Annotated in this window: 17 protein-coding genes and 1 rRNA gene; 5 read left to right on the top strand and 13 right to left on the bottom strand. The window is 73.7% G+C overall.

Features of this window, described 5'->3' with window-relative positions:
* A 5S ribosomal RNA gene (rrf, locus tag K2F47_RS34060) occupies positions 1 to 97 on the top strand; the annotation flags it as partial.
* 44 nt (positions 98 to 141) lie between these two features.
* Here the strand turns inward: rrf and K2F47_RS34055 are convergent.
* From K2F47_RS34055 to K2F47_RS34040, 4 genes are all read right to left on the bottom strand, one after another.
* Positions 142 to 756: a TetR/AcrR family transcriptional regulator gene (locus tag K2F47_RS34055; protein ID WP_242910246.1), complete on the bottom strand. Its 615-nt coding sequence runs from the start codon at positions 754 to 756 to the stop codon at positions 142 to 144.
* A 5-nt stretch (positions 757 to 761) separates the two neighbouring features.
* Entirely contained in the window at positions 762 to 1,541 is a 780-nt protein-coding gene (locus K2F47_RS34050) for a fatty acid desaturase family protein (RefSeq protein WP_242910245.1), read from the bottom strand.
* Entirely contained in the window at positions 1,538 to 3,058 is a 1,521-nt protein-coding gene (locus K2F47_RS34045; RefSeq protein WP_242910244.1) for a phytoene desaturase family protein, read from the bottom strand. The genes K2F47_RS34050 and K2F47_RS34045 overlap by 4 nt, the downstream gene beginning before the upstream one ends.
* Before the next feature lie 134 nt (positions 3,059 to 3,192).
* Positions 3,193 to 3,513: a YciI family protein gene (locus K2F47_RS34040; RefSeq protein ID WP_242910243.1), complete on the bottom strand. Its 321-nt coding sequence runs from the start codon at positions 3,511 to 3,513 to the stop codon at positions 3,193 to 3,195.
* A gap of 149 nt (positions 3,514 to 3,662) precedes the next feature.
* Between K2F47_RS34040 and K2F47_RS34035 the strand changes: the two genes are divergently transcribed.
* Both K2F47_RS34035 and K2F47_RS34030 read left to right on the top strand, forming a co-directional pair.
* Entirely contained in the window at positions 3,663 to 4,058 is a 396-nt protein-coding gene (locus K2F47_RS34035; RefSeq protein ID WP_242910242.1) for a hypothetical protein, read from the top strand.
* Positions 4,059 to 4,302: 244 nt separating this feature from the next.
* Positions 4,303 to 5,472, top strand: a complete 1,170-nt coding sequence (locus K2F47_RS34030) for an RDD family protein (protein ID WP_242910241.1) — start codon at positions 4,303 to 4,305, stop codon at positions 5,470 to 5,472.
* Here K2F47_RS34030 and K2F47_RS34025 read toward each other — a convergent pair.
* The 4 genes from K2F47_RS34025 to K2F47_RS34010 all read right to left on the bottom strand — a co-directional run bounded on the left by K2F47_RS34025 (position 5,469) and on the right by K2F47_RS34010 (position 10,372).
* Positions 5,469 to 6,029 carry a P-loop nucleotide/nucleoside kinase family protein gene (locus K2F47_RS34025; RefSeq protein WP_242910240.1) on the bottom strand — a complete coding sequence of 187 codons (561 nt, stop codon included), beginning with the start codon at positions 6,027 to 6,029 and terminating at the stop codon, positions 5,469 to 5,471. The two genes, K2F47_RS34030 and K2F47_RS34025, sit on opposite strands and share 4 nt — an antisense overlap.
* Positions 6,026 to 7,081 (bottom strand): enolase C-terminal domain-like protein, encoded by a 1,056-nt coding sequence (locus tag K2F47_RS34020; protein ID WP_242910239.1) that lies wholly within the window; start codon positions 7,079 to 7,081, stop codon positions 6,026 to 6,028. Before K2F47_RS34020 ends, K2F47_RS34025 begins: the two co-directional genes overlap by 4 nt.
* 92 nt (positions 7,082 to 7,173) lie before the next feature.
* Positions 7,174 to 8,697: an LCP family protein gene (locus tag K2F47_RS34015; protein WP_242910238.1), complete on the bottom strand. Its 1,524-nt coding sequence runs from the start codon at positions 8,695 to 8,697 to the stop codon at positions 7,174 to 7,176.
* Positions 8,698 to 8,935: 238 nt separating this feature from the next.
* Positions 8,936 to 10,372, bottom strand: coding sequence for a GuaB1 family IMP dehydrogenase-related protein (locus K2F47_RS34010; protein ID WP_242910237.1), 1,437 nt, complete (start codon positions 10,370 to 10,372; stop codon positions 8,936 to 8,938).
* A 706-nt stretch (positions 10,373 to 11,078) separates the two neighbouring features.
* Between K2F47_RS34010 and K2F47_RS34005 the strand changes: the two genes are divergently transcribed.
* Complete coding sequence (locus tag K2F47_RS34005; RefSeq protein WP_242910236.1) at positions 11,079 to 11,990, top strand: Lrp/AsnC family transcriptional regulator; 912 nt, start codon at positions 11,079 to 11,081, stop codon at positions 11,988 to 11,990.
* A gap of 104 nt (positions 11,991 to 12,094) precedes the next feature.
* On the opposite strand, the gene K2F47_RS34000 is transcribed toward K2F47_RS34005, so the two are convergent.
* From K2F47_RS34000 to K2F47_RS33980, 5 genes are all read right to left on the bottom strand, one after another.
* Positions 12,095 to 13,693, bottom strand: a complete 1,599-nt coding sequence (locus K2F47_RS34000; protein WP_242910235.1) for a Na+/H+ antiporter — start codon at positions 13,691 to 13,693, stop codon at positions 12,095 to 12,097.
* A 49-nt stretch (positions 13,694 to 13,742) separates the two neighbouring features.
* The gene (locus K2F47_RS33995) at positions 13,743 to 14,618 is read right to left on the bottom strand and encodes a LysR family transcriptional regulator (protein ID WP_242910234.1); all 876 of its coding nucleotides are present in this window, start codon (positions 14,616 to 14,618) and stop codon (positions 13,743 to 13,745) included.
* Between the two features lie 229 nt (positions 14,619 to 14,847).
* Positions 14,848 to 16,398 carry an MFS transporter gene (locus K2F47_RS33990; RefSeq protein WP_242910233.1) on the bottom strand — a complete coding sequence of 517 codons (1,551 nt, stop codon included), beginning with the start codon at positions 16,396 to 16,398 and terminating at the stop codon, positions 14,848 to 14,850.
* The gene (locus tag K2F47_RS33985; protein ID WP_242910232.1) at positions 16,398 to 16,661 is read right to left on the bottom strand and encodes a ubiquitin carboxyl-terminal hydrolase 14; all 264 of its coding nucleotides are present in this window, start codon (positions 16,659 to 16,661) and stop codon (positions 16,398 to 16,400) included. The genes K2F47_RS33990 and K2F47_RS33985 overlap by 1 nt, the downstream gene beginning before the upstream one ends.
* 51 nt (positions 16,662 to 16,712) lie before the next feature.
* Positions 16,713 to 17,747: a GDP-mannose 4,6-dehydratase gene (locus K2F47_RS33980; protein WP_242910265.1), complete on the bottom strand. Its 1,035-nt coding sequence runs from the start codon at positions 17,745 to 17,747 to the stop codon at positions 16,713 to 16,715.
* 177 nt (positions 17,748 to 17,924) lie between these two features.
* Here K2F47_RS33980 and folP point away from each other — a divergent pair, with 177 nt between their 5' ends.
* Entirely contained in the window at positions 17,925 to 18,779 is an 855-nt protein-coding gene (gene folP / locus K2F47_RS33975; RefSeq protein ID WP_242910231.1) for a dihydropteroate synthase, read from the top strand.
* Positions 18,780 to 18,789: the final 10 nt, after the last annotated feature.

Below are 18,789 nucleotides of genomic sequence, written 5' to 3'. Positions count from 1 at the left end.
GGAAACACCCGGTCCCATCCCGAACCCGGAAGTTAAGCCTCTCAGCGCCGATGGTACTGCATGGGAGACTGTGTGGGAGAGTAGGACGCCGCCGGACTCATATTGATGGAAGGGCCCCGCCGTATACGGCGGGGCCCTTCCTTATTTGTCGGAAAGGGTGCTGCCGCCCCGGGCGAAAGCGTCCCAGAGTATGGCGGCAGGTTCCACCGTGGCGAAGAGCGACTCGATTCGGGTGCGGTCGCCGTCCAGGTGGGTGATGGTCTGGATGCCGAGGAACATGGCGACGGCCATCAGGCCGATCTCGCGAGACGGGACCATGTCCTCGAAGGCCGTCCCCTGGACGAGGCGGCGGATCGCGGCGGCCGCGAAGTCGGCCCACGGTTCGACGTGCGCGAGCAGTTCCGCGCGTAGCCGGGGCGAGGTGGACGAGGCCGCGAAGAGTTCCTGCACGGCGTCGATGTGCCCCTGGTCCCGCATGTCCTCGGCGTAGAGCTCCCGGAGGCGGGCGAGGAGTTCGGTCGCGTCGGTGCAGGAGCCGAGTGCCTCCTTGTAGCAGGCCATCCGGATCTCGCTCGTGTGGCGGAGGGCGGCGAGGAGGAGGTCCTCCAGGTCGTCGAAGTGGTAGTAGATGACGCCGGGCGCGAAGCCGCCGGTGCGGGCGATCGAGCGGGCGGTCGTCCCGCCGTAGCCCTCGACGGCGAGCGTGCGTATCGCCGCTTCGAGGAGGCGTTTCCTGGCCTGGGCCCGTGGCGCCATCGCGGTCAGATCACCTTCCGCGGACGAACACCGGCGTCGGCGAGGACCGGGTCGAGGCGGCGGGCGAGCCGGGCGAGGTGGTGGCTCGGCACCTGCGGGTAGAGGTGGTGCTCCAAGTGGTACGTCAACTCCAGGAACAGCGCCGGGATGACGCGGCCGCGCAGCGTGTGCGTCTGCGTGAGCGGCGTGTCTCCGTAGTGGCGGTGCGGCAGGTGGACGGTCAGCAGCGGGTACACCCAGCTTCCCACGATCATCATGGCGGAGTACACGAGGAGCCCGCGCCACCACAGGACCCCGGCACCGACCGCCGTCACGGGAACCGCCGCCTCGGCGAGCAGCCACAGGCGTTGCCGCGTACGTCCACGCCGGTATGCCCAGAGCCACAGCCTGGCGAGGAAGACCGGGCCGTAGGCGATCGCGCCGAGCATGGACAGATCGGCGGGGTAGCCCTCCGGGTCGTCGTCGCTGGGGAACGTCCGGTGGTGTTGCAGGTGGGTGGCGCGGTAGGCGTGGCCGCTCTCGAGCAGGACGGCGCCCAGCAGGAACAGGGCCCACTCGGTCGCCGTCCGGCCGAGGCCGAGGGAGCGGTGGACGACGTCGTGGGTCGCGGTCACGACGGCGACGAAGATCCCGAAGGCGATCGGCGGGGTGAGCCACCACCATCCGGCGGTGGCCGCCGCGGCGAAGAGGGCGACTCCCGCGTAGGGGAGGGACAGGCTGAGGGCCCGTCGCCGGCGGGTGGTGACCAGCAGGTCGGGGCCGAGGTCGGACAGCTTCGGGATCATCGGCGCGCACCTGTCCGGCGTGCGGCTCGCAGGACGTCGTCCGCGACGATCCTGCTGCCGAGCGCGCAGGCGACGGTGCCGAGGCCGGGCCAGGTCGAGTCGCCCGCGAGCCACAGTCCGGGGACGCCGAGGGAGTGCGGTATCGCGTTCTGGTTGGCGTTGCCGGGCGACTGGTGGGGCCCGCCGACGGCGCCGCGTGGGCGGAACGCGAACCGTTCGTAGGAGCGGGGCGTGCCCACGTCCCAGACGAGGGCTCTTTCGCCGAGGGACGGGTGGACGCGGCGCGCGAGCCCGACGAGCCGTTCCCCGATCTCTCGCTTGCGCGCCTCGTACGCGTCGGCGGAGAGGCCCGTCCAGCCGGACAGCCCGGTATGCGTGGAGATCATGACGGCGCGGTGGCCGGGCGGCGCGCTGTCGGTGTCGCCGGGCGCCGACACGGAGACGAACATGTTGTTGCCGTCGCCCAGGGGCCGCCCGTAGTCGTGCATGAGCTGGTGGTGGGTGAACTCCTGCCCGGCGACCTCGTCCTCCGGCACGCCGAGGAAGACGGCGATCGCGCCGCCCAGCTCCGCCGCGTCGCGGTCGAGGTAGGGCTTGAGGCGGGACGCGAGGCCGGGGACGATCCGCGCGGTCGTGTCGGCGGGCAGCGCGCTCACGACCTGGCGGGCGTGGACGACGCCCCGCCCGGTGTGGACCTCGAAGGCCCCGTCGCGTCCGATGACCCGTTCGGCCCGGCAGGCGGTGTGGATCCGCCCGCCCATCGCGCGGTAGTGGGCGACGAAGCGGCGCCAGAAGCCGCGCATGCCGCCGTGCGCGCGGGTGAGTCCGGCGCCGCGGATCGTGACGCCGAGGGCGGCGTTGATTAGCGGGGCCCGGTCGACGGTGCTGTGCACGGTGTCCTCGACCAGCATCGACAGCAGGCCGACGAGGGGCGCGTCGCCGCGCAGGCCGTGCCGGGCCAGGGCGTCCCCGAGGGTGGTGTTCATGTGGCGGGCGAGCGGCAGGCCGCGCGGGCCGAGTACCCGCAGGTTGCGGACGGCGTCGGCGGGACGGCGCATCGGCAGGCGGATGCCGGCGCGGCTCGCGTCCCAGAACACCTCCGCGAGATGGTCGAGATGGGACCAGAACGCCCGGTGGCACGGGGTGTCGCCCAGCGCGCGCAGCCGCTCGCGGTGCCACGCCCCGGCGTCGCGGTGGAGAGTGACCGTGCGGTCGGGCAGCCAGCCGACGTAGCCGGGCAGCGCCTCGCCGGGCACCGGGTCCATGCCGATGCGGTCGAGCAGTTCGGCGCCGACTCCGCCGGGCTCGAAGTCGACCATCGTCGTCGCCCCCACGTCGAAGGAGAACCCGCGCCGGCGGTAGTAGCCCGCGCAGCCGCCGACGTGCCCGTGCGCCTCGACGACCAGCGTGGACACCCCGGCGGCCTGGAGGCGCGCCGCCGTCGCCATCCCGGCGAGGCCGCCGCCGAGCACCGCGACCTCGCAGGAGTCGGGGAAGCGCGCCCGTGCGCGCCGCACCTTTTGAACCTCTGTTCTGAACATGTGTTCAGATTCGGCGCGTGGACGGGCAGGGTCAACGGTGGTGGCAGGTTCCGGTCTGTTCTGTTCCGGTCTGGCGCGTCTCGCCTATGCTGTTTCGCCCGTGTTCGGGGCTAGGAGGTCGCCGGGGACGCGTCCTCCCGGTCGAGGAGGGCGGCGATCGCCGGATGCGCGCGGCGCGGGTCGACGGTGGTGATCGTGTAGCGGCCGACCCCGGCCCGGACGAACGGGTCCTCGGCGATGATCCGCTCGACGCCGGCGCGGTCGACGCCCGCGGCGATGATCAGGCCGCCCTCGGCGGACGGGACCGTCTGGCCGGAGACGAGGAACGTCCCGGCGGCGTGATGGCGCTCCAGGAAGTCGACGTGGCCGCGGATGTGCGGTGCCGCGTCCTGCTCCGTCCTCGTGTACTCCATCCGCAGCAGATGCAGCATGTTCGCGTGTCCTCCACGGCCGGGCCCGATGGTCCGGTCATTCTCTCAGGTCCCAGGGGCCCGACCTGGGCGGTCGCATCGGGACCCCTCCCGGAGGGGCGGCCCTACCGTCGGGGACCGGTGGGCTCCTCGGCGGGGACGGTCATGCTGTGACGTGGTACGTGTTCATCACTCTGGCGATCTTCGTTTTCGCCGTCGCGCAGTGGCTGCGCAAGCAGATCGACGCGGCGCTCGGGCACCGGAGGCTGATCAAGCGGCACCGGCTCGGCATCCCCCTTCCACCCGAGCCGCGCCCGGACCCGATATGCGGATGCCTCCACCATTTGGCTTTTCACGACCCTCGTACCGGGCGTTGCAATGGCACCGCGCCCGAGGCCACGAAATGGAAGGACGACCCCTACGGGCAAAAGGTCCCGATTGCGTGGAAGACGGCTCCGTGCCCGTGCCTTCGGTATGTCGGCCCCGAACAGCCGGCGGACGCGGCGGATACGCCACCGCCCATGCCGGTGGACGATCCGCCGCCGGGGGACTCGGGCCCGGGGTGAGGCGACCCCCGTCACGACCGCTCTCTAAGAAATCTACAATGTAAAGGTCGAGGCTCGTGGCGATGTATCGTCAACAGCAGCCGGGCGTGGCCGAATGGAGCACAACAATGGCTCGGCCACATGGATCGACCGGGACCAGTCTGGAGGGACGGCGCGAAGACGTGGCAGGGCCGGGCCTCCCGTCCTACACTCCTGACCATCCCGCGTTCCGGTTGTTTGAGAACTCACGATGTTAGGGGCTTTCGTGTACGGGCCTCCGCCTCCCCCGCCACCCCCTCCGCCGTTCGCGGGGCCGCCTCCGCCGCCCGTCCCGTACGCGCGTCCGCCGGAGGCGGAGCCGGAGCCCTCGGACACGCCGCCCCGGAGGCGGCGCCTGGGGGCCTGGGCGATCGACGCCGCGGTCATGATGGGCGCCGCCGTCCTGCTCGGCATGATGACGTGGGGGCGGCTGCACGGCCTCCTGGTGGAGGGCCTGTGGAGCAGGGCGCTGGGGGCAATCGGCGGGCTGGTGCTGTCGGGCGGCGACGTCCAGGAGGCCGCCGAGGACTTCGGCGTGGGCGTCTGGAACTCGATCGTCGCCGACATCGAGCAGGCGCTGCTCCTGCTCGTCCTGATCGAGGTGCTGTACCAGTTCGCGGCGCAGGCGTTCGCGGGGCGGACGCTCGGCAAGGCCGCCCTGGACCTGCGGGTCACCTCCGGTGCGGGGAGGCCCGCCAAGGCGCGGGCGCTCCGCCGGGCGCTGGTCACCACCGCCGGGAGCACCGGCCTGTACTGCACCGCCTGGTTCCTCTTGCTTGAGGGCATGTTCTTCCTTGCCGTGCTGGTGTGGCTGGCCGCGCTCGCCGTCTTCGCGGCCAACAGCCTCCCCGCGCTCGTGGGCGCCCGGCGCCGGACGCTCGCCGACCTCGCGGCGGGCACCGCCGTGGTCCGCGCGCGCTCCTACCGGCGGGCCGCCGAGCTCGCCGTCCAGGGAGCGGGCATCGCCTGGGACGGGACGCAGGCGGCGGGCCAGGTCGCCGGACGGGCCGTCCGCGAGAACGCCGCCCGCGTCGCGCAGACCGAGTCGGTGCGGCGCGCGCTGGACTCCGAGCGCGCCCGCCAGGTCCAGGACATGGGCAAGCGCGTCGGCGGTCGGCTCAACGACGCCTATCAGCAGCGCCGCGATGCCCGCCGCGCGCCCGCGATCCCGGCGGCGGACCAGCCCGCCGCCCTCCCGGCGTCCGAACCGCACTACGACCCGTACGGCGTCTACGGCGGCCAGGGAGCCCAGAACGGGCAGGGAGCCCAGAGCGGCGGGCAGGGTGTCCAGAGCGGGCAGGGCGCCTACGGTGCCTATGGCGTGCCCGCTGACCCGTATGCCCCACCGCCGCCTTACATCCCTCCGCCGCGTCCGAGGGACAGCGAGCCGAACTAGGCCGTCAGGACGTCCAGCTGGGCTTCGAGGGCGGCCGGGGCGGTGAGCCGGTTGTCCACGGCGACGTGGGGGACCGGGGGCGGCTCGTCCGGCCGCATCCGGGCGACGAACGCCTCGAAGTCGGCGAGCTTGCCGGTGTCGCGGGCCGAGCCGCGCTCCCGGAGCCGGTGCCGCAGCGTCGCGGCGTCGGAGCGGATCCAGACGAGCGTCACCGGCGGGCCGCCCAGGTCGGCGACCCACTCCGCCCAGCGGGCCGGATCGCGGATCTGGGCCGTGAACGGGCCGCTGAGCAGGACGGGGCAGCCGTGCGAGCGGATCTCGCGGGCCGTGGCCGTCATGCCCGCGTACTCGTGCGGCTTCACGTGCGCGTCGTACCAGGCGCCCTCCCGCTCGCCGGGGTCGCGGGAGCGGGCGGCCAGGGTCGCCGCGACGAACGCGCCGTACATGGTGTCCTTGTCGAGCAGCGCGGGGACGGGCCGCAGCCGCCGCAGCAGCAGGGCGGCCACCGTGGACTTGCCGCCGCCGGGCGGGCCCGCGACGACCCAGGCGGGGGTCACGCCGACAGGCGCATGCGGCGGGTCGCCAGGCGCCCGATGCGCTCCTCGTCGATCTCGTGGCCGAGGCCCGGCTGGGTGAGCGGCACGCCGACGACCCCGCCGGACGAGCGGACGGGGGGCGTCACGAACACCGGGCCGCGCGCGGGGTCGGAGACGTCGCTCGGCAGCGTGCAGCCGGGCAGGGCCGCCAGGGCGACGGCGGCGGCCTGGCCGATGCCGAACGCGCCGGGGCCGCTGCACCACACGTCCCAGCCCGCCGCGTAGGCCAGGTCGTGGGCGCTGCGGGCGGCGGTGAGCCCGCCGAGCCGGTCCAAGCGCAGGTGCAGCGCGCGGCCCGCCTCCAGCGACAGCGCCGCGTCGAGGGTGTCGAGGTCTCCGACGTGCGGGGCGACGGCCGTGCCCACCCGCCGCTGGAGCCTGGCGTGCGCGGCGAGGTCCCCGGAGGGGAACGGCCGCTCGATCGCCACCGGCCCGTAGGCGTCCAGGCCCTCCAGGACGGCCAGGTGCTCGGGCGACTCGGTGTAGGCGTGCCCGGCGTCGGCGACGAGCGCGAGCGCGGGGTAGGCGAGCCGGATCGCGCGGACGGGCTCGATGTCCCAGCCGGGGCGGATGTCCAGCGTGACGCGGGTGTGCCCGGCGCCGACGGCCTGGTTCACCCGGCCCGTGACCGTCTCCAGGACGGGTTCGGGCGCGATCCGCGACCCGGTCACGATCGACGTGCGGGTGCCGCCCAGCGCGTGCGCCAGCGGCAGGCCTCGGGCGCGGCACCACAGGTCCCAGCAGGCGACGTCGACCGCGGCGGCCGCGTCGCGCGCGCCGAGGTCGGCGGTGGCGGACACGTCCTCGGGGCGGTCCCAGTCGAGCCCGATGAGGGCCGGGCCCATGCGCTCCTCGATGTCGGCCCAGGCGGGGTCGGCGGCGGCGCCGGGGACGGCGGCCTCACCCCAGCCCACGGCGCCGTCGGCGCCGGTGAGCCGGACCAGGATGCTCTCCGGCCGCCGCCCGCGCGGCATCCTCACGCGGAAGGCGTCGCAGCCGTGGATCCTGGGCACCCGTTACCGCCCTCTCGTAGTCGGAGATGTCATGGTCGGAGGTGTTCTGTACCCAATGATCCCCCCTCCGGGGCCGGGCGCGGCTCCTCCCCTCAGGACGGGCAGCTCGCCTTCAACGAGACCGGCTTGGTCTGCGAGGCGCGCGGGCGCGGGCCGGGCTTGCCGCCGGCCTGCGAGCCGTTCCCGGACGTCCCGTCCCCGCCCGTCCCGGCCGTGGGGCTCGCGGTGGGGGAGGGGGACGTGCCCGCCGCGCTCGGCGACGGGCTCGGCTCGTCCGTGCTGAGCGCCTTGCCGGCCAGCTTCCGGATCAGCCCGAAGTCGGGGTTCGCGGTGCTGATCAGCGGCGGCACGAACGGCAGGCTGTTGATCTCCGCGCCGTCCTTGACCTTGGAGGACAGCTTGACCAGCGCGGGCAGCAGCTCCTGCGGGATGTCGGTGGACAGCGTCCGCTTGGCGGCCGAGGCGAGCTTGTCGAACTTGGTCAGCACGGTCTGCGGGTCGGCCTGCTGGGCGATCGCGCGCATCAGGCACTTCTGCCGGCCCATCCGGACGTAGTCGTCGCTGTCGGTGCGGGACCGCCCGTACCAGAGCGCCTCCTTGCCCTTCAGCTTCCGCTCGCCGGGGGCCAGCACCCCGCCCTCCAGCCCGTAGGGGATCGGCTCGGTGATCTTGACCTGGACGCCGCCCATCGCGTCGACGATGTCGGCGAACCCGAACATGTCGACGAGGATGTAGTAGTCGATGCGGATGCCGAGGATTCCGGCGATCGTGGCCTTCAACAGCTCGGGCCCGCGGTGGTTCTTGGCGACGCCCGGGACGAGGTCGGGGTGCTCCTCGGCGTACTGGTAGACCTCGTTCAGCAGGCCCGGGGTCGAGGGGCCGTCGCCGGTGAAGCCGTAGGGGAAGCGGTCGCGGGCCGGGCCCGGCGGCAGCGGGAACCGCTCCAGGTTGCGCGGCAGGCTCAGCAGCACCGTGTCGCCGGTCTTGGTGTCGACGCTGGCCACCGTCATGCTGTCGGTGCGGACGCCCTCCCGGTTCGCGGCGGCGTCGCCGCCGAGCAGCAGCACGTTGACGCGCCGCTCCCCGTTCCACGGGTCGGAGGTGTCGATGTGCCGGCCGTTCTCGCTGCCGGTGTGGAAGATGCTGGTCAGCGCGTCCCGGTAGACGTAGGTGCTGTGCGCCGACCAGGCCATCGGCACCGCGACCGCGAAGCACAGCACCGCGACCGACCCGGCGCCGAGGGTGCGGGCGCTCACCGACATCCCCGCCGGCCGCAGGACCTGGTAGGAGCGGATCACGATCACGATCCACACCAGGCCGAGCACCACGAGCCCGGCGGCGAGCCGCTGGAGCGCGTCCGGCCGGAAGGCCAGGTGGACGAGGTCGGAGCGGTAGACCGTGAACGCGATGCCGACCGCGGCGGCCACGACGAGGTAGAGCGCGAGCAGCAGCCCGCCCGCGATCCGCCGGCCGGTCGACAGGTGCGCGACCCCCCACACCAGCGTCGAGGCGAGCGTCAGCGCCAGCGCGCGGGGCAGCCCCCGGCCCGCCGGCTCGCCGGCGGAGCCCTCCGCGTCCTCCGTCGGCGGGCGCCGGCTCGCTGATCGACTCGACATGTACGCTCCGATTCCCCGCCCGCGCGAACTCATCCACCGGCTCACATTATGGACGCGCGGAACCGCGCGAAGGTTGCGTGAAAGTCGACCGAATGCGAGCTTTTTCCCGCGTCATGTGAAGCTTGCGTTCAGAATATGCAATCCCGGACGGCGATCGGACCGCGCCCCCTCCCCAGCGGCGTTCGAACCGGCCGCGAGGAGCGTTCGAACCGGACACGGCGGCGGCCTGGGGCACGGGTCACCAACTCGTGTCCAGCGGCATGCCCTCGGCGTAGCCGGACGAGCTCTGGATGCCGACCGTCGCCCGCTCGTGGAACTCCTCCAGCGTCCGCGCGCCCGCGTAGGTGCACGAGCTGCGCAGCCCCGCGACGATCGAGTCGATGAGGTCCTCCACGCCGGGGCGCCGGGGGTCCAGGAACATGCGGGAGGTGGAGATCCCCTCCTCGAACAGCGCCTTGCGGGCCCGGTCGAAGGGCGAGTCCTCGGCCGTGCGCAGCCGGACGGCGCGCGCCGAGGCCATGCCGAAGCTCTCCTTGTAGAGCCGCCCGTCGGCGGCCCGTTGCAGGTCGCCGGGCGACTCGTAGGTGCCGGCGAACCAGGAGCCGACCATCACGTTCGCCGCGCCCGCCGCCAGCGCCAGCGCGACGTCGCGCGGGTGCCGGACGCCGCCGTCCGCCCACACGTGCCGGCCGAGGCGGCGGGCCTCGGCGGCGCACTCCAGCACGGCGGAGAACTGCGGGCGGCCGACCCCGGTCATCATCCGGGTCGTGCACATGGCGCCGGGGCCCACGCCGACCTTGACGATGTCGGCGCCCGCCTCGATCAGGTCGCGGGTGCCCTCGGCGGTCACCACGTTCCCGGCGACGACCGGGACCGCCGGGTCCAGCGCGCGGACGGCGGCCAGCGCGGCGGTCATCTTCTCCTGGTGGCCGTGCGCGGTGTCGACGACGAGCAGGTCGACGCCCGCCTCCAGCAGCGCCCGCGCCTTGCCCGCGACGTCGCCGTTCACCCCGACCGCCGCGCCGACGCGGAGCCGGCCGGCGCCGTCCACGGCGGGCTTGTAGAGCGTGGCGCGCAGCGCGCCCGTCCGGGTCAGGACGCCGGTGAGCCGCCCGGCCGCGTCCACGACGGGGGCGAGGCGGTGGCCGCGCTCGTGCAACCGGTTGAACGCCTCGCGGGGGTCGACGCCCGCCGGGAGCGTGACGAGGTCGCGCGACATGACGTCGCGGAGCTGGGAGAACCGGTCCACGCCCGCGCAGTCGGCCTCGGTGACCACGCCGACGGGACGGTCGTCCTCGACCACGATCACGGCGTTGTGGGCGCGCTTGCCGAGCAGCGCCAGCGCGTCCCCGGCGGTGCTCGTGGGCCCGAGCCGGATCGCGGTGTCGACGACCAGGTCGCGGCCCTTCACCCAGCCGACGACCTCCGCGACCACCTCGGTCGGGATGTCCTGGGGGAGCACCGCGACGCCGCCGCGCCGGGCGACGGTCTCGGCCATCCGGCGGCCGGACACGGCCGTCATGTTCGCGACCACCAGCGGCACGGTCGTCCCGCTGCCGTCGACGGTCGACAGGTCCACCTCCAGGCGCGACCCGACCGCCGAGCGGCGCGGGACCATGAAGACGTCGTTGTAGGTGAGGTCGTGGGTTGAAGCCTCAACATTCAGCAGGCGCACGCTGACTACACACCAATCGCGGATCAAAGTGGCTGGGCCACCGTACATTGTGATCCATACCCGCGGATGCTCCGCACAAGCCCGCGCGGCAGCCCTCCCTCGCCCTCCTGAAAGGCCGCTTGATCTGCGGCGATGACGCTCCGTCCGGGGTGGGCGCGCCGCCCCGCCGGTGCGGCGCGCTCCAGGGCCCTCGGCCGGTGACGATCGAGACAGAACATGCGGAGAAGGAAAACAGTGCAACGTGAGGCTTAGCTCTCTGTAAAGTTACCTCTTGACGTAACTGCGCCCCCGATGCACTTTTCTTACATGTGCCTCACGCGAACGGCCGACCCGCCGTAGGGGGCGTGACATCAGAACACCGGGAGAAGCGCATGCAGGCCACGCACTTGGACCCGGTCGGCCGCGTTCGTTCGCGCCGCGGGCCGCCCGCCCCGCGAGGCGATCCCCTGAGTGATCATCGCCACCCCGCACGCCCACCGCCCGGCGTCCCGCGCCGGGCCCCCGGTGCGGGCACGGCAGCGTTGCGCTGCCGTACCGGCTCGTCCGGCGCCGAATTCGTCGCCTCCGCGACCGGAGACCGACGCTTCGACGGCGGTCGGGCGTGGCGAACACGAGCAAGATCAATATTTGACGTCAGACCGTCCTGAAATGGAATGATCTTGCAGTTGCTGGCAAAACGATTCAACTCATGTCGAGGAGGACAGCCGTGCTGGATGCGGTCGACGCCGTGCTCGTCCGCGAGCTCCAGCGGGATGGCAGGGCGACGTTCCAGGCGCTCGCCGACCGCGTCGGGCTTTCCCGCACGGCCGTGCGGGCACGGGTGCAGAACCTTCTCGAGACCGAGGTCGTCCGCGTCGTCGGCATCGTGCACGCCGCCGTCGTCGGGGCTGAGGCGATCGGGCACGTCTCGGTCACCGTGGACGGCTCGGCCCGGGAGGTGGCCGCGGCCGTCGCCGGGCAGCCGGCCGTCAGCTTCACCGCGCTGACCGCGGGCCCCTACGACCTGGTCGCGCAGGTGCGCACCCGCGACGACGCCGCACTCGCGGCCGAGGTGGACCACATCCGGTCCGTCCCCGGCGTGCGCGCGGCCGAGGTGTTCCGCTCGATCTCCACCGTGCGCGACACCCACGCGGTCGTCCGCGAGCTCGGCGAGGTCACCCTCGACGACATCGACTGGCGGCTCCTCCAGGAGCTGCAACGCGACGGCCGCGCCCCCTACACCCGGCTCGCGCACATCATCGGACTGTCCCAGGCCGCCACCCGGGCGCGCGTGGTCAGGCTGATGCGCACCGGCGTCATCCAGGTCACCGGGCTCGCCGACCCGCTCGCGCTCGGCGCCGCCGAGCTCGGCGGTTTCGGGCTGGTGGTGACCGGCGCGCTGCGGAAGGTCGCCGAGGCCGTGGCCGCCCAGGAGGGCGTCCGCTACCTCGCGACCGGTTTCGGCCGCTACGACATCGTCGGGCAGGCCGAGGCCGCGTCCCGCGCGCAGATCGTCGCGGTGCTGGACGCCATCCGCGCCGTGCCCGGCGTGACGGTCCGCGAGTCGTGGCACCACCTGGACGTGGTGAAGGAGTCCTACGCCGTGGAACTCCCGGAGAGACCCCTCAACGGCGCGTGAGAAAGGGCGCCTCGGCCACGGCGTCGACCGTGGCCGGGGCACCGGCCGCCCCCTCCCGGCTCCCGGCCCCGGGGTCGCTGCTCCATGGCCGCGACCACCACGCGTCAGTCGCGGTTCAGCGCCACTTCCTCCAGGTCCAGCTCGTGCAGGACGCGGTTCAGCACCTCGTCGTCGATGCGGCGCTCGTCGCGCATCCGCACGAACACCTGCCGCTCCGCCGCCAGCATCTCCCGCCGCAGCCGCCGGTACGTCGCCGTCGGGACCTCCTCGCCCGCCGGGCCCGTCCCGCCGCCGAGCCGCTCCCAGGCCCGCAGCTGCCGGTGCTCGGCGAGCTCCCGCAGCCGCTCCACGACCGCCGCGTCCAGCTCCTCCTCGGCGTCCAGCTCCTCCAGCCGGTCCAGGGACGCCTTCGCGGCGGCGTGCTGGGCGCCCGCCTCCGCGACCGTGTCGGCGTAGCGCTCCCGGGCGCTGCCGACCCGCAGCGCCCGGATCAGCGCCGGGAACGTCAGGCCCTGCACCAGCAGCGTCCCGAGCACGGTCGTGAACGTGAAGAACAGGATCAGGTCGCGGCCGGGGAACGGGTCGCCGTCGGAGGTCGCGAACGGGATCGCGAACGCCGCCGCCAGCGACACCACCCCCCGCATGCCCGCCCACGACACCACGACCCGGTCGCGCCAGCCGACCTCGCCCTCCCGCTCCCGGATCCGCCGCGACAGCAGCCGCGGGACGGCGGACGCGGGGAAGATCCACACGAACCGCGCCGCGACGGTCACCGCGAAGATCGCCGACGCCCAGCCGACCAGCTCCGGCCACCCGTGCCCCGACAGCCCGTCGATCACCGGCGGCAGCTGGAGCCCGATCAGCAGGAACACCACGGTCTCCAGGACGAACACCATGACCTTCCAGAACGAGTGCCCGATCAGCCGCGTCACCGCCGGTGAGTCGGTGAAGCGGTGCCCGAGATAGAGCCCGCTGACCACCACCGCGATCACCCCGGACGCGTGCACGGTCTCGGCGAGCAGGTACGCCGCGAACGGCGCGACCAGCGCCACCCCGTTCTCCACGAGCGGGTCGTCCAGCCGCGTGCGCAGCCAGTGCAGCGGCGGCCCGAGCAGCAGCCCCACCGCCGCGCCCGCGGCCGCCGCGAACAGGAACCGCCACACCCCGTCGGCGAGCGTGAACCCCGCGCCCGTCGCCGCGACGACCGCCACCCGGAACGCCGTCAGCGCCGTCGCGTCGTTGAACAGGCTCTCCCCGACCAGCACGGTCACGCTGCGGCGCGGCAGCCCGAGCCGCTGCGCGATGCTCACCGCCGCCACCGCGTCCGGCGGCGCGACGATCGCGCCGAGCACGAAGGCCGCCGACAGCGGCAGCCCCGGCACCAGCAGGTGCGCCGCGTACCCGACGGCGAACGTGGTGAACAGCACCAGCCCGACCGACAGCAGCGTGATCGACCGGACGTTCTCCCGCAGGTTGTAGAACGAGCTCTGCCACGCCGCCGAGAACAGCAGCGGCGGCAGGAAGACGTACAGTACGAACTCCGGGTCGAGCTCGAACTCCGGCACGCCCGGCACGAACGTCACCAGCAGACCCGCGATCACCAGCACCAGCGGCGCCGACAGCCCCAGCCGCCGCGCCCCGGCGGCCACCATCAGGGCGCTGACCGGAATCGCCAGCAGCCACAGCGCATGCGTCGTCTCCACCGGCAGATGATCCCACGAGGCCGGCCTCCGACACGCGCCGGCCGGGGCGTCAGTGCTGGTCGCGGGAGGCGACCTTGGCGAAGGCCAGGAAGTCGCGCGCGGCGGGGGGCAGCTGCCGGTGCGCGTGGACGAGCCCGATCATGCGGGTGATCGGCGGCATGAACGAGCGGACGGTGACGCCCTCGGTGTCGTCGAGCTGGTTGCGGTACCACAGCAGCGAGCCCAGGCCCGCCCGCACCCAGCCGAGCCACGCGCCGCGCTCGTCGGACTCCACGGCGGCGACCGGGGTCGCGCCGATCCGCCGCAGCATCGCGTCGATCTCGGCGCGCCGGGCGCTGCCCCGGGCGGGCAGGACGAGCCGCATCCCGTCCAGCGCGGTCAGCGGCACCGGCTCGCGCACCTTCAGCGCGGGCGGCGAGATCAGCACCACCTCCCGCTGCTCGAACGGATGCGCCGCCATGTCGCCGGGCACCGGCAGGTCGGCGAGCGCCAGGTCGGCGCGGCCCGCGCGGACCGCCGCCGCGACCTGGTCGCGGTCCTCGCAGCGCACCACCCGGATCCGGACGGCCGGCTGGTCGCGGGCGAAGCGGGGGATGAGCCGCCCGGTCAGCTCCGGCTCCAGGGACGCGGTGGTCGCCACCCGCAGTTCGGCGCCCGGACGTCCGTTGGCCTTGGTGACCGCCATGCCCTCGATCGCGTCGACCGCCTCCAGCGCGACCCGCGCCTGCCGGACCACCCGCTCGCCGACGGCGGTGAGCACGACGCCGCGTCCCGAGCGCGCGAACAGCTCCACCCCGAGCTCGCGCTCCAGTTCGCGGACGGCCCGCGACAGCGCGGGCTGGGCGACATAGAGAGCCTGGGCCGCCGACGTCATCGTGCCGTGGTCGGCGGTCGCCACGACATAGCGCAGCTGCCGCAGATTCATGCCCTGACCGTATGCCAACCGGCGGACCCGGTCCTGGACATAGCCGGATTAGGACTGTGTTGATTTGAGTCCCGGCCCAAGGCACTCGCCTGGCGGCTCGTGCCTTGACCGTGCCTTGGCGGGCGCGGGATCGCTTCGCGATCTTCGCGGTGGGGCCTCGCCTCCGGCTTCGGCCCCACCGCTCAGCTAGCGCGCCCGCGTGACGGTTGAGGTCGCTGCCAGGTGCTGCCTAGGCCGCGTCCGCTTTGGTTGCTGGGACGGACTCCGGTTCGGGTTGCAGTTGGGGGGCGCCTACGCCGCAGCTGCTCTTGCATTGGGGTTCCCGGCGTTCGCCGGACGGGCCGCGCAGGGCGTCGCCGCTCACCGTCAGGAAGCTCAGGACGGCTCCGGCCAGGAGGAGGCAGGCGCAGGCGATCATCGCGACCTGGAAGCCGTCGGAGAACTTCCCCGGGTCGGTGTAGGCGGCGCCGGTCAGGCCCGCGAGCGGCGGGATCGCCGCCACCGCCAGCAGCCCGGCCGCCCGCGCCACCGCGTTGTTGACGCCGCTGGCCACGCCCGCGTGCCGCTCGTCGGCGGAGGCGAGGACGGTCGAGGTCAGCGGGGCGACCACCGCCGACAGGCCCAGCCCGAACACGATCACGGGGGGCAGCACGTCGGTCACGTACGAGGCGCCGGCGCCGATCCGGCCGACCAGCACCATGCCGGTGGCCGCGACGAGCAGCCCCACGGTCATCGGGATCCGCGGCCCGATCTTCTGCGCGAGCGCGCCCGCGCGCGCCGACAGCAGCAGCATCAACGCCGTGACCGGCAGCAGCGCCGTCCCCGCCGCGATCGGCGAGAAACCCCCGACGACCTGGAGGTTCAGCACGAACAGGAAGAACAGCACGCCCATGCCCCCGTACACGACGAACGTGACGAGGTTGACGGCGGAGAACTGCCGCGAGGCGAACACCTCCAGCGGCAGCATGGGATGCGGGACTACGCGCTTCGACCGGACGCCCGGCAGGTGCCGCCTCCGGCCGCGGGCACGTTCCACCAGCACGAACACGGTGGCGGCGGAGATCCCGGCCATGCCCGCGAAGGCCGCGGCGGTCGCCCTGGAGCCGCCGCCCGGGGCCTCGGTGAGCGCGTAGGTCGTCCCCGCCAGCGCGAGCGCGGCCAGCGCCGCCCCGAGCACGTCGAAGCGGCCGCTCGCGTCCGGGTCGACGCTCTCCGGGACGTGCCGGGCCGCGACCAGCACCACGACCGCCGCCAGCGGGACGTTGAGCAGGAACACCCAGCGCCAGCCCGCCGCCTCCACCAGCCAGCCGCCCGCGAACGGCCCGACCGCCCCCGCGACGCCGCCGAGCCCCGACCAGGCGCCGACCGCGCGGGGCCGGTCGTCGGCGGCGAAGGACGCCTGGATGATCGCCAGCGATCCCGGCGTCAGCAGCGCGCCGCCGACGCCCTGGAGCGCCCGCGCGGCCACCAGCATCCCGACGTCCTGCGCGGCGCCGCACAGCACCGAGGCCACCGCGAACCACACCACGCCGACCAGGAAGATCCGCCGCCGCCCGTACCGGTCGCCGAGCGAGCCGCCGAGCAGGATGAACCCGGCGAGCGTCAGCGTGTAGGCGTTCACCGTCCACTGGAGGCCCGCCATGTCGGCGCCGAGGTCGTCGGCGAGCCTCGGCAGCGCGACGTTCACGACGGTCGAGTCGAGCATCGCCACGCTCGACCCGAGCACGGTCGCCAGCAGGATCCAGCGCCCCGGGGCGGTGCCCAGCCGGACGTCGGGCATCAGACGATCAGCTCGTCCACGAAGCACCACCGCCAGTCCTCGCCCGGCTCGAACGACCGGACGACCGGGTGCCCCTCCTTCTCGAAGTGCGCGGACGCGTGCTTGTTCGGTGAGGAGTCGCAGCAGCCCACGTGCCCGCAGCCGAGGCACAGCCGCAGGTGCACCCAGCGGGCGCCCTCGGCGAGGCACTCCTCGCAGCCGTCCGGGGTGTTCGGGGCGGGGTCCTCCACCGGAAGGGACCGCACATGCTCACAAGTCGCCATGACAGCATCGTCGCACGTCGCCCCTGGAAGATCACCCGCGCGGGGGGCGGCTCACCAGTGGTCGGGGCCGGACGGCTCGTCCTCGGGGCGCGCGGACCCCGCCAGCATCCGCAGGTCCGACTCGACCATCATCGTCACCAGGCCCTCGAAGGTCACCTCGGGCTCCCAGCCGAGCTGCTCGCGGGCCCGCTTCGGGTCGGCGCACAGCAGGTCGACCTCGGCCGGACGGGTGTAGCGGGCGTCCAGGACGACGTGGTCCTCCCAGTCCAGGCCGGCCGAGCGGAACGCGAACGCCACCAGCTCCCGCACCGACCGGGTCTGGCCCGTCCCGATGACGTAGTCCTCGGGCGCGTCCTGGGCGAGCATCAGCCGCATCGCGCGGGCGTAGTCGCCGGCGTAGCCCCAGTCGCGCCGCGCGTCCAGGTTCCCCAGGCGCAGCTCGCTCGCCAGGCCCAGTTTGATGCGCGCCGCGCCCAGCGACACCTTCCGCGTGACGAACTCCGCGCCCCGGCGCGGCGACTCGTGGTTGAACAGGATGCCGCTCACCGCGAACATCCCGTACGACTCGCGGTAGTTCTGCGTGATGTAGTGCCCGTAGCTCTTGGCGACCCCGTACGGGCTGCGCGGATGGAACGGCGTCCGCTCGTTCTGCGGCGTCTCGCGCACCATCCCGAACATCTCCGAGGACGACGCCTGGTAGAAGCGGATCTGCTCGCGGCCGGGCGTCCGGGACGGGCTGATGCCCGACACCACCCGGATCGCCTCCAGCATCCGCAGCACGCCCATGCCCGTCACCTCGGCGGTCAGCTCCGCCTGCTGCCAGGACATCGGCACGTAGGAGATCGCGCCCAGGTTGTAGACCTCGTCGGGCTCCACCCGCTCCACCGCCGAGATCAGGCTGCCCTGGTCGAGCAGGTCCCCGGTGGTGATCCGCACGTCGCCGATGTGCTTGCGCAGCCGCGACACGTGCGGGTTCGCCTGCCCCCGCACGAGCCCCCACACCTCGTACCCCTGCTCCAGCAGATGCTCGGCCAGGTACGAGCCGTCCTGCCCGGTGATGCCGGTGATGAGTGCTCGCCTGGTCAGCGGATCCTCCTGGCCGAATCGGTCGGACGCGGGGCCGCCGCGGGCCGAGGCCCCGCGGTGGGCGTGGCCTCTGAGGTTAGCGACACCGCGCGACCGTGACGAGCGAGGGGCTCGGTTGAACCGAACCGGCTTCTGGTTCGCGGGGGAGGCCCCGGATGTGCGACGGTGTGGTTCGTCATGAGCCATCCACTCCAGGCCCCGCTGCGGCTGAACGGGGACGACGTCGGCCCGCGGGCGATCATGGCGGTGGTGAACCGCACGCCCGACTCGTTCTTCGACAGGGGCGCCACCTACGCCTTCGACGCCGCCCTCGACGCGGCCGGACGCGCCGTCGCGGACGGCGCCGACATCATCGACATCGGCGGCGTCAAGGCCGGGCCCGGCGAGGACGTCGGCGTCGCCGAGGAGCTGCGCCGCGTCGTCGACCTCGTCGCCGCCGTCCGCGAGCGGCACCCCGGCGTCGTGATCAGCGTGGACACCTGGCGCGCCGAGGTCGGCGAGGCCGTCGCGCGGGCGGGCGCCGACCTGCTGAACGACACCTGGGGCGGGCCCGACCCGGAGCTGGCCGCGGTCGCCGCCGCGCACGGCATCGGCCTGGTCTGCTCGCACGCCGGGGCGCTCGACCCCCGCACCCGCCCGCACCGCGTCGGCTACGACGACGTCATGGCGGACGTGATCGGGCACGTCACCGCCGAGGCCGAGCGGGCGGTCGCGCTCGGCGTGGCGCGGGACGCGATCCTCATCGACCCCGCCCACGACTTCGGCAAGAACACCCGGCACTCGCTGGAGATCAGCCGCCGGCTCGGCGAGATGACCGCGACCGGGTGGCCGGTGCTGGTCGCGGTGTCGAACAAGGACTTCATCGGGGAGACCCTCGGCCGTCCCGTGGACCGGCGCGGCGCGGGCACGCTCGCGGTCCTCGGCGTCTCGGCCTGGCTCGGCGCCCGCGTCTTCCGCGTCCACGACGTCGCCGCCGCCCGCCGCGCCCTCGCCGCCGTCGGCCACCTCACCACGACCGCCCGGGACGGTTGAGCGCGGGCCC

The organism is Actinomadura terrae, assembly GCF_022751215.1.
In the GTDB taxonomy this organism is placed as follows: domain Bacteria; phylum Actinomycetota; class Actinomycetes; order Streptosporangiales; family Streptosporangiaceae; genus Spirillospora; species Spirillospora terrae.
The sequence above is the reverse complement of the archived record's forward strand: the minus strand, read 5'-3'. Positions and strand labels throughout refer to the sequence as shown.

Excerpts from the sequence above, each read along its gene's own strand:
- K2F47_RS34055 (WP_242910246.1), bottom strand. The coding sequence starts at position 756 with ATGGCGCCACGGGCCCAGGCCAGGAAACGCCTCCTCGAAGCGGCGATA.
- K2F47_RS34050 (WP_242910245.1), bottom strand. The coding sequence starts at position 1,541 with ATGATCCCGAAGCTGTCCGACCTCGGCCCCGACCTGCTGGTCACCACC.
- K2F47_RS34040 (WP_242910243.1), bottom strand. The coding sequence starts at position 3,513 with ATGCTGCATCTGCTGCGGATGGAGTACACGAGGACGGAGCAGGACGCG.
- K2F47_RS34015 (WP_242910238.1), bottom strand. The coding sequence starts at position 8,697 with ATGTCGAGTCGATCAGCGAGCCGGCGCCCGCCGACGGAGGACGCGGAG.
- K2F47_RS33995 (WP_242910234.1), bottom strand. The coding sequence starts at position 14,618 with ATGAATCTGCGGCAGCTGCGCTATGTCGTGGCGACCGCCGACCACGGC.
- K2F47_RS33990 (WP_242910233.1), bottom strand. The coding sequence starts at position 16,398 with ATGCCCGACGTCCGGCTGGGCACCGCCCCGGGGCGCTGGATCCTGCTG.
- K2F47_RS33985 (WP_242910232.1), bottom strand. The coding sequence starts at position 16,661 with ATGGCGACTTGTGAGCATGTGCGGTCCCTTCCGGTGGAGGACCCCGCC.
- folP (WP_242910231.1), top strand. The coding sequence starts at position 17,925 with ATGAGCCATCCACTCCAGGCCCCGCTGCGGCTGAACGGGGACGACGTC.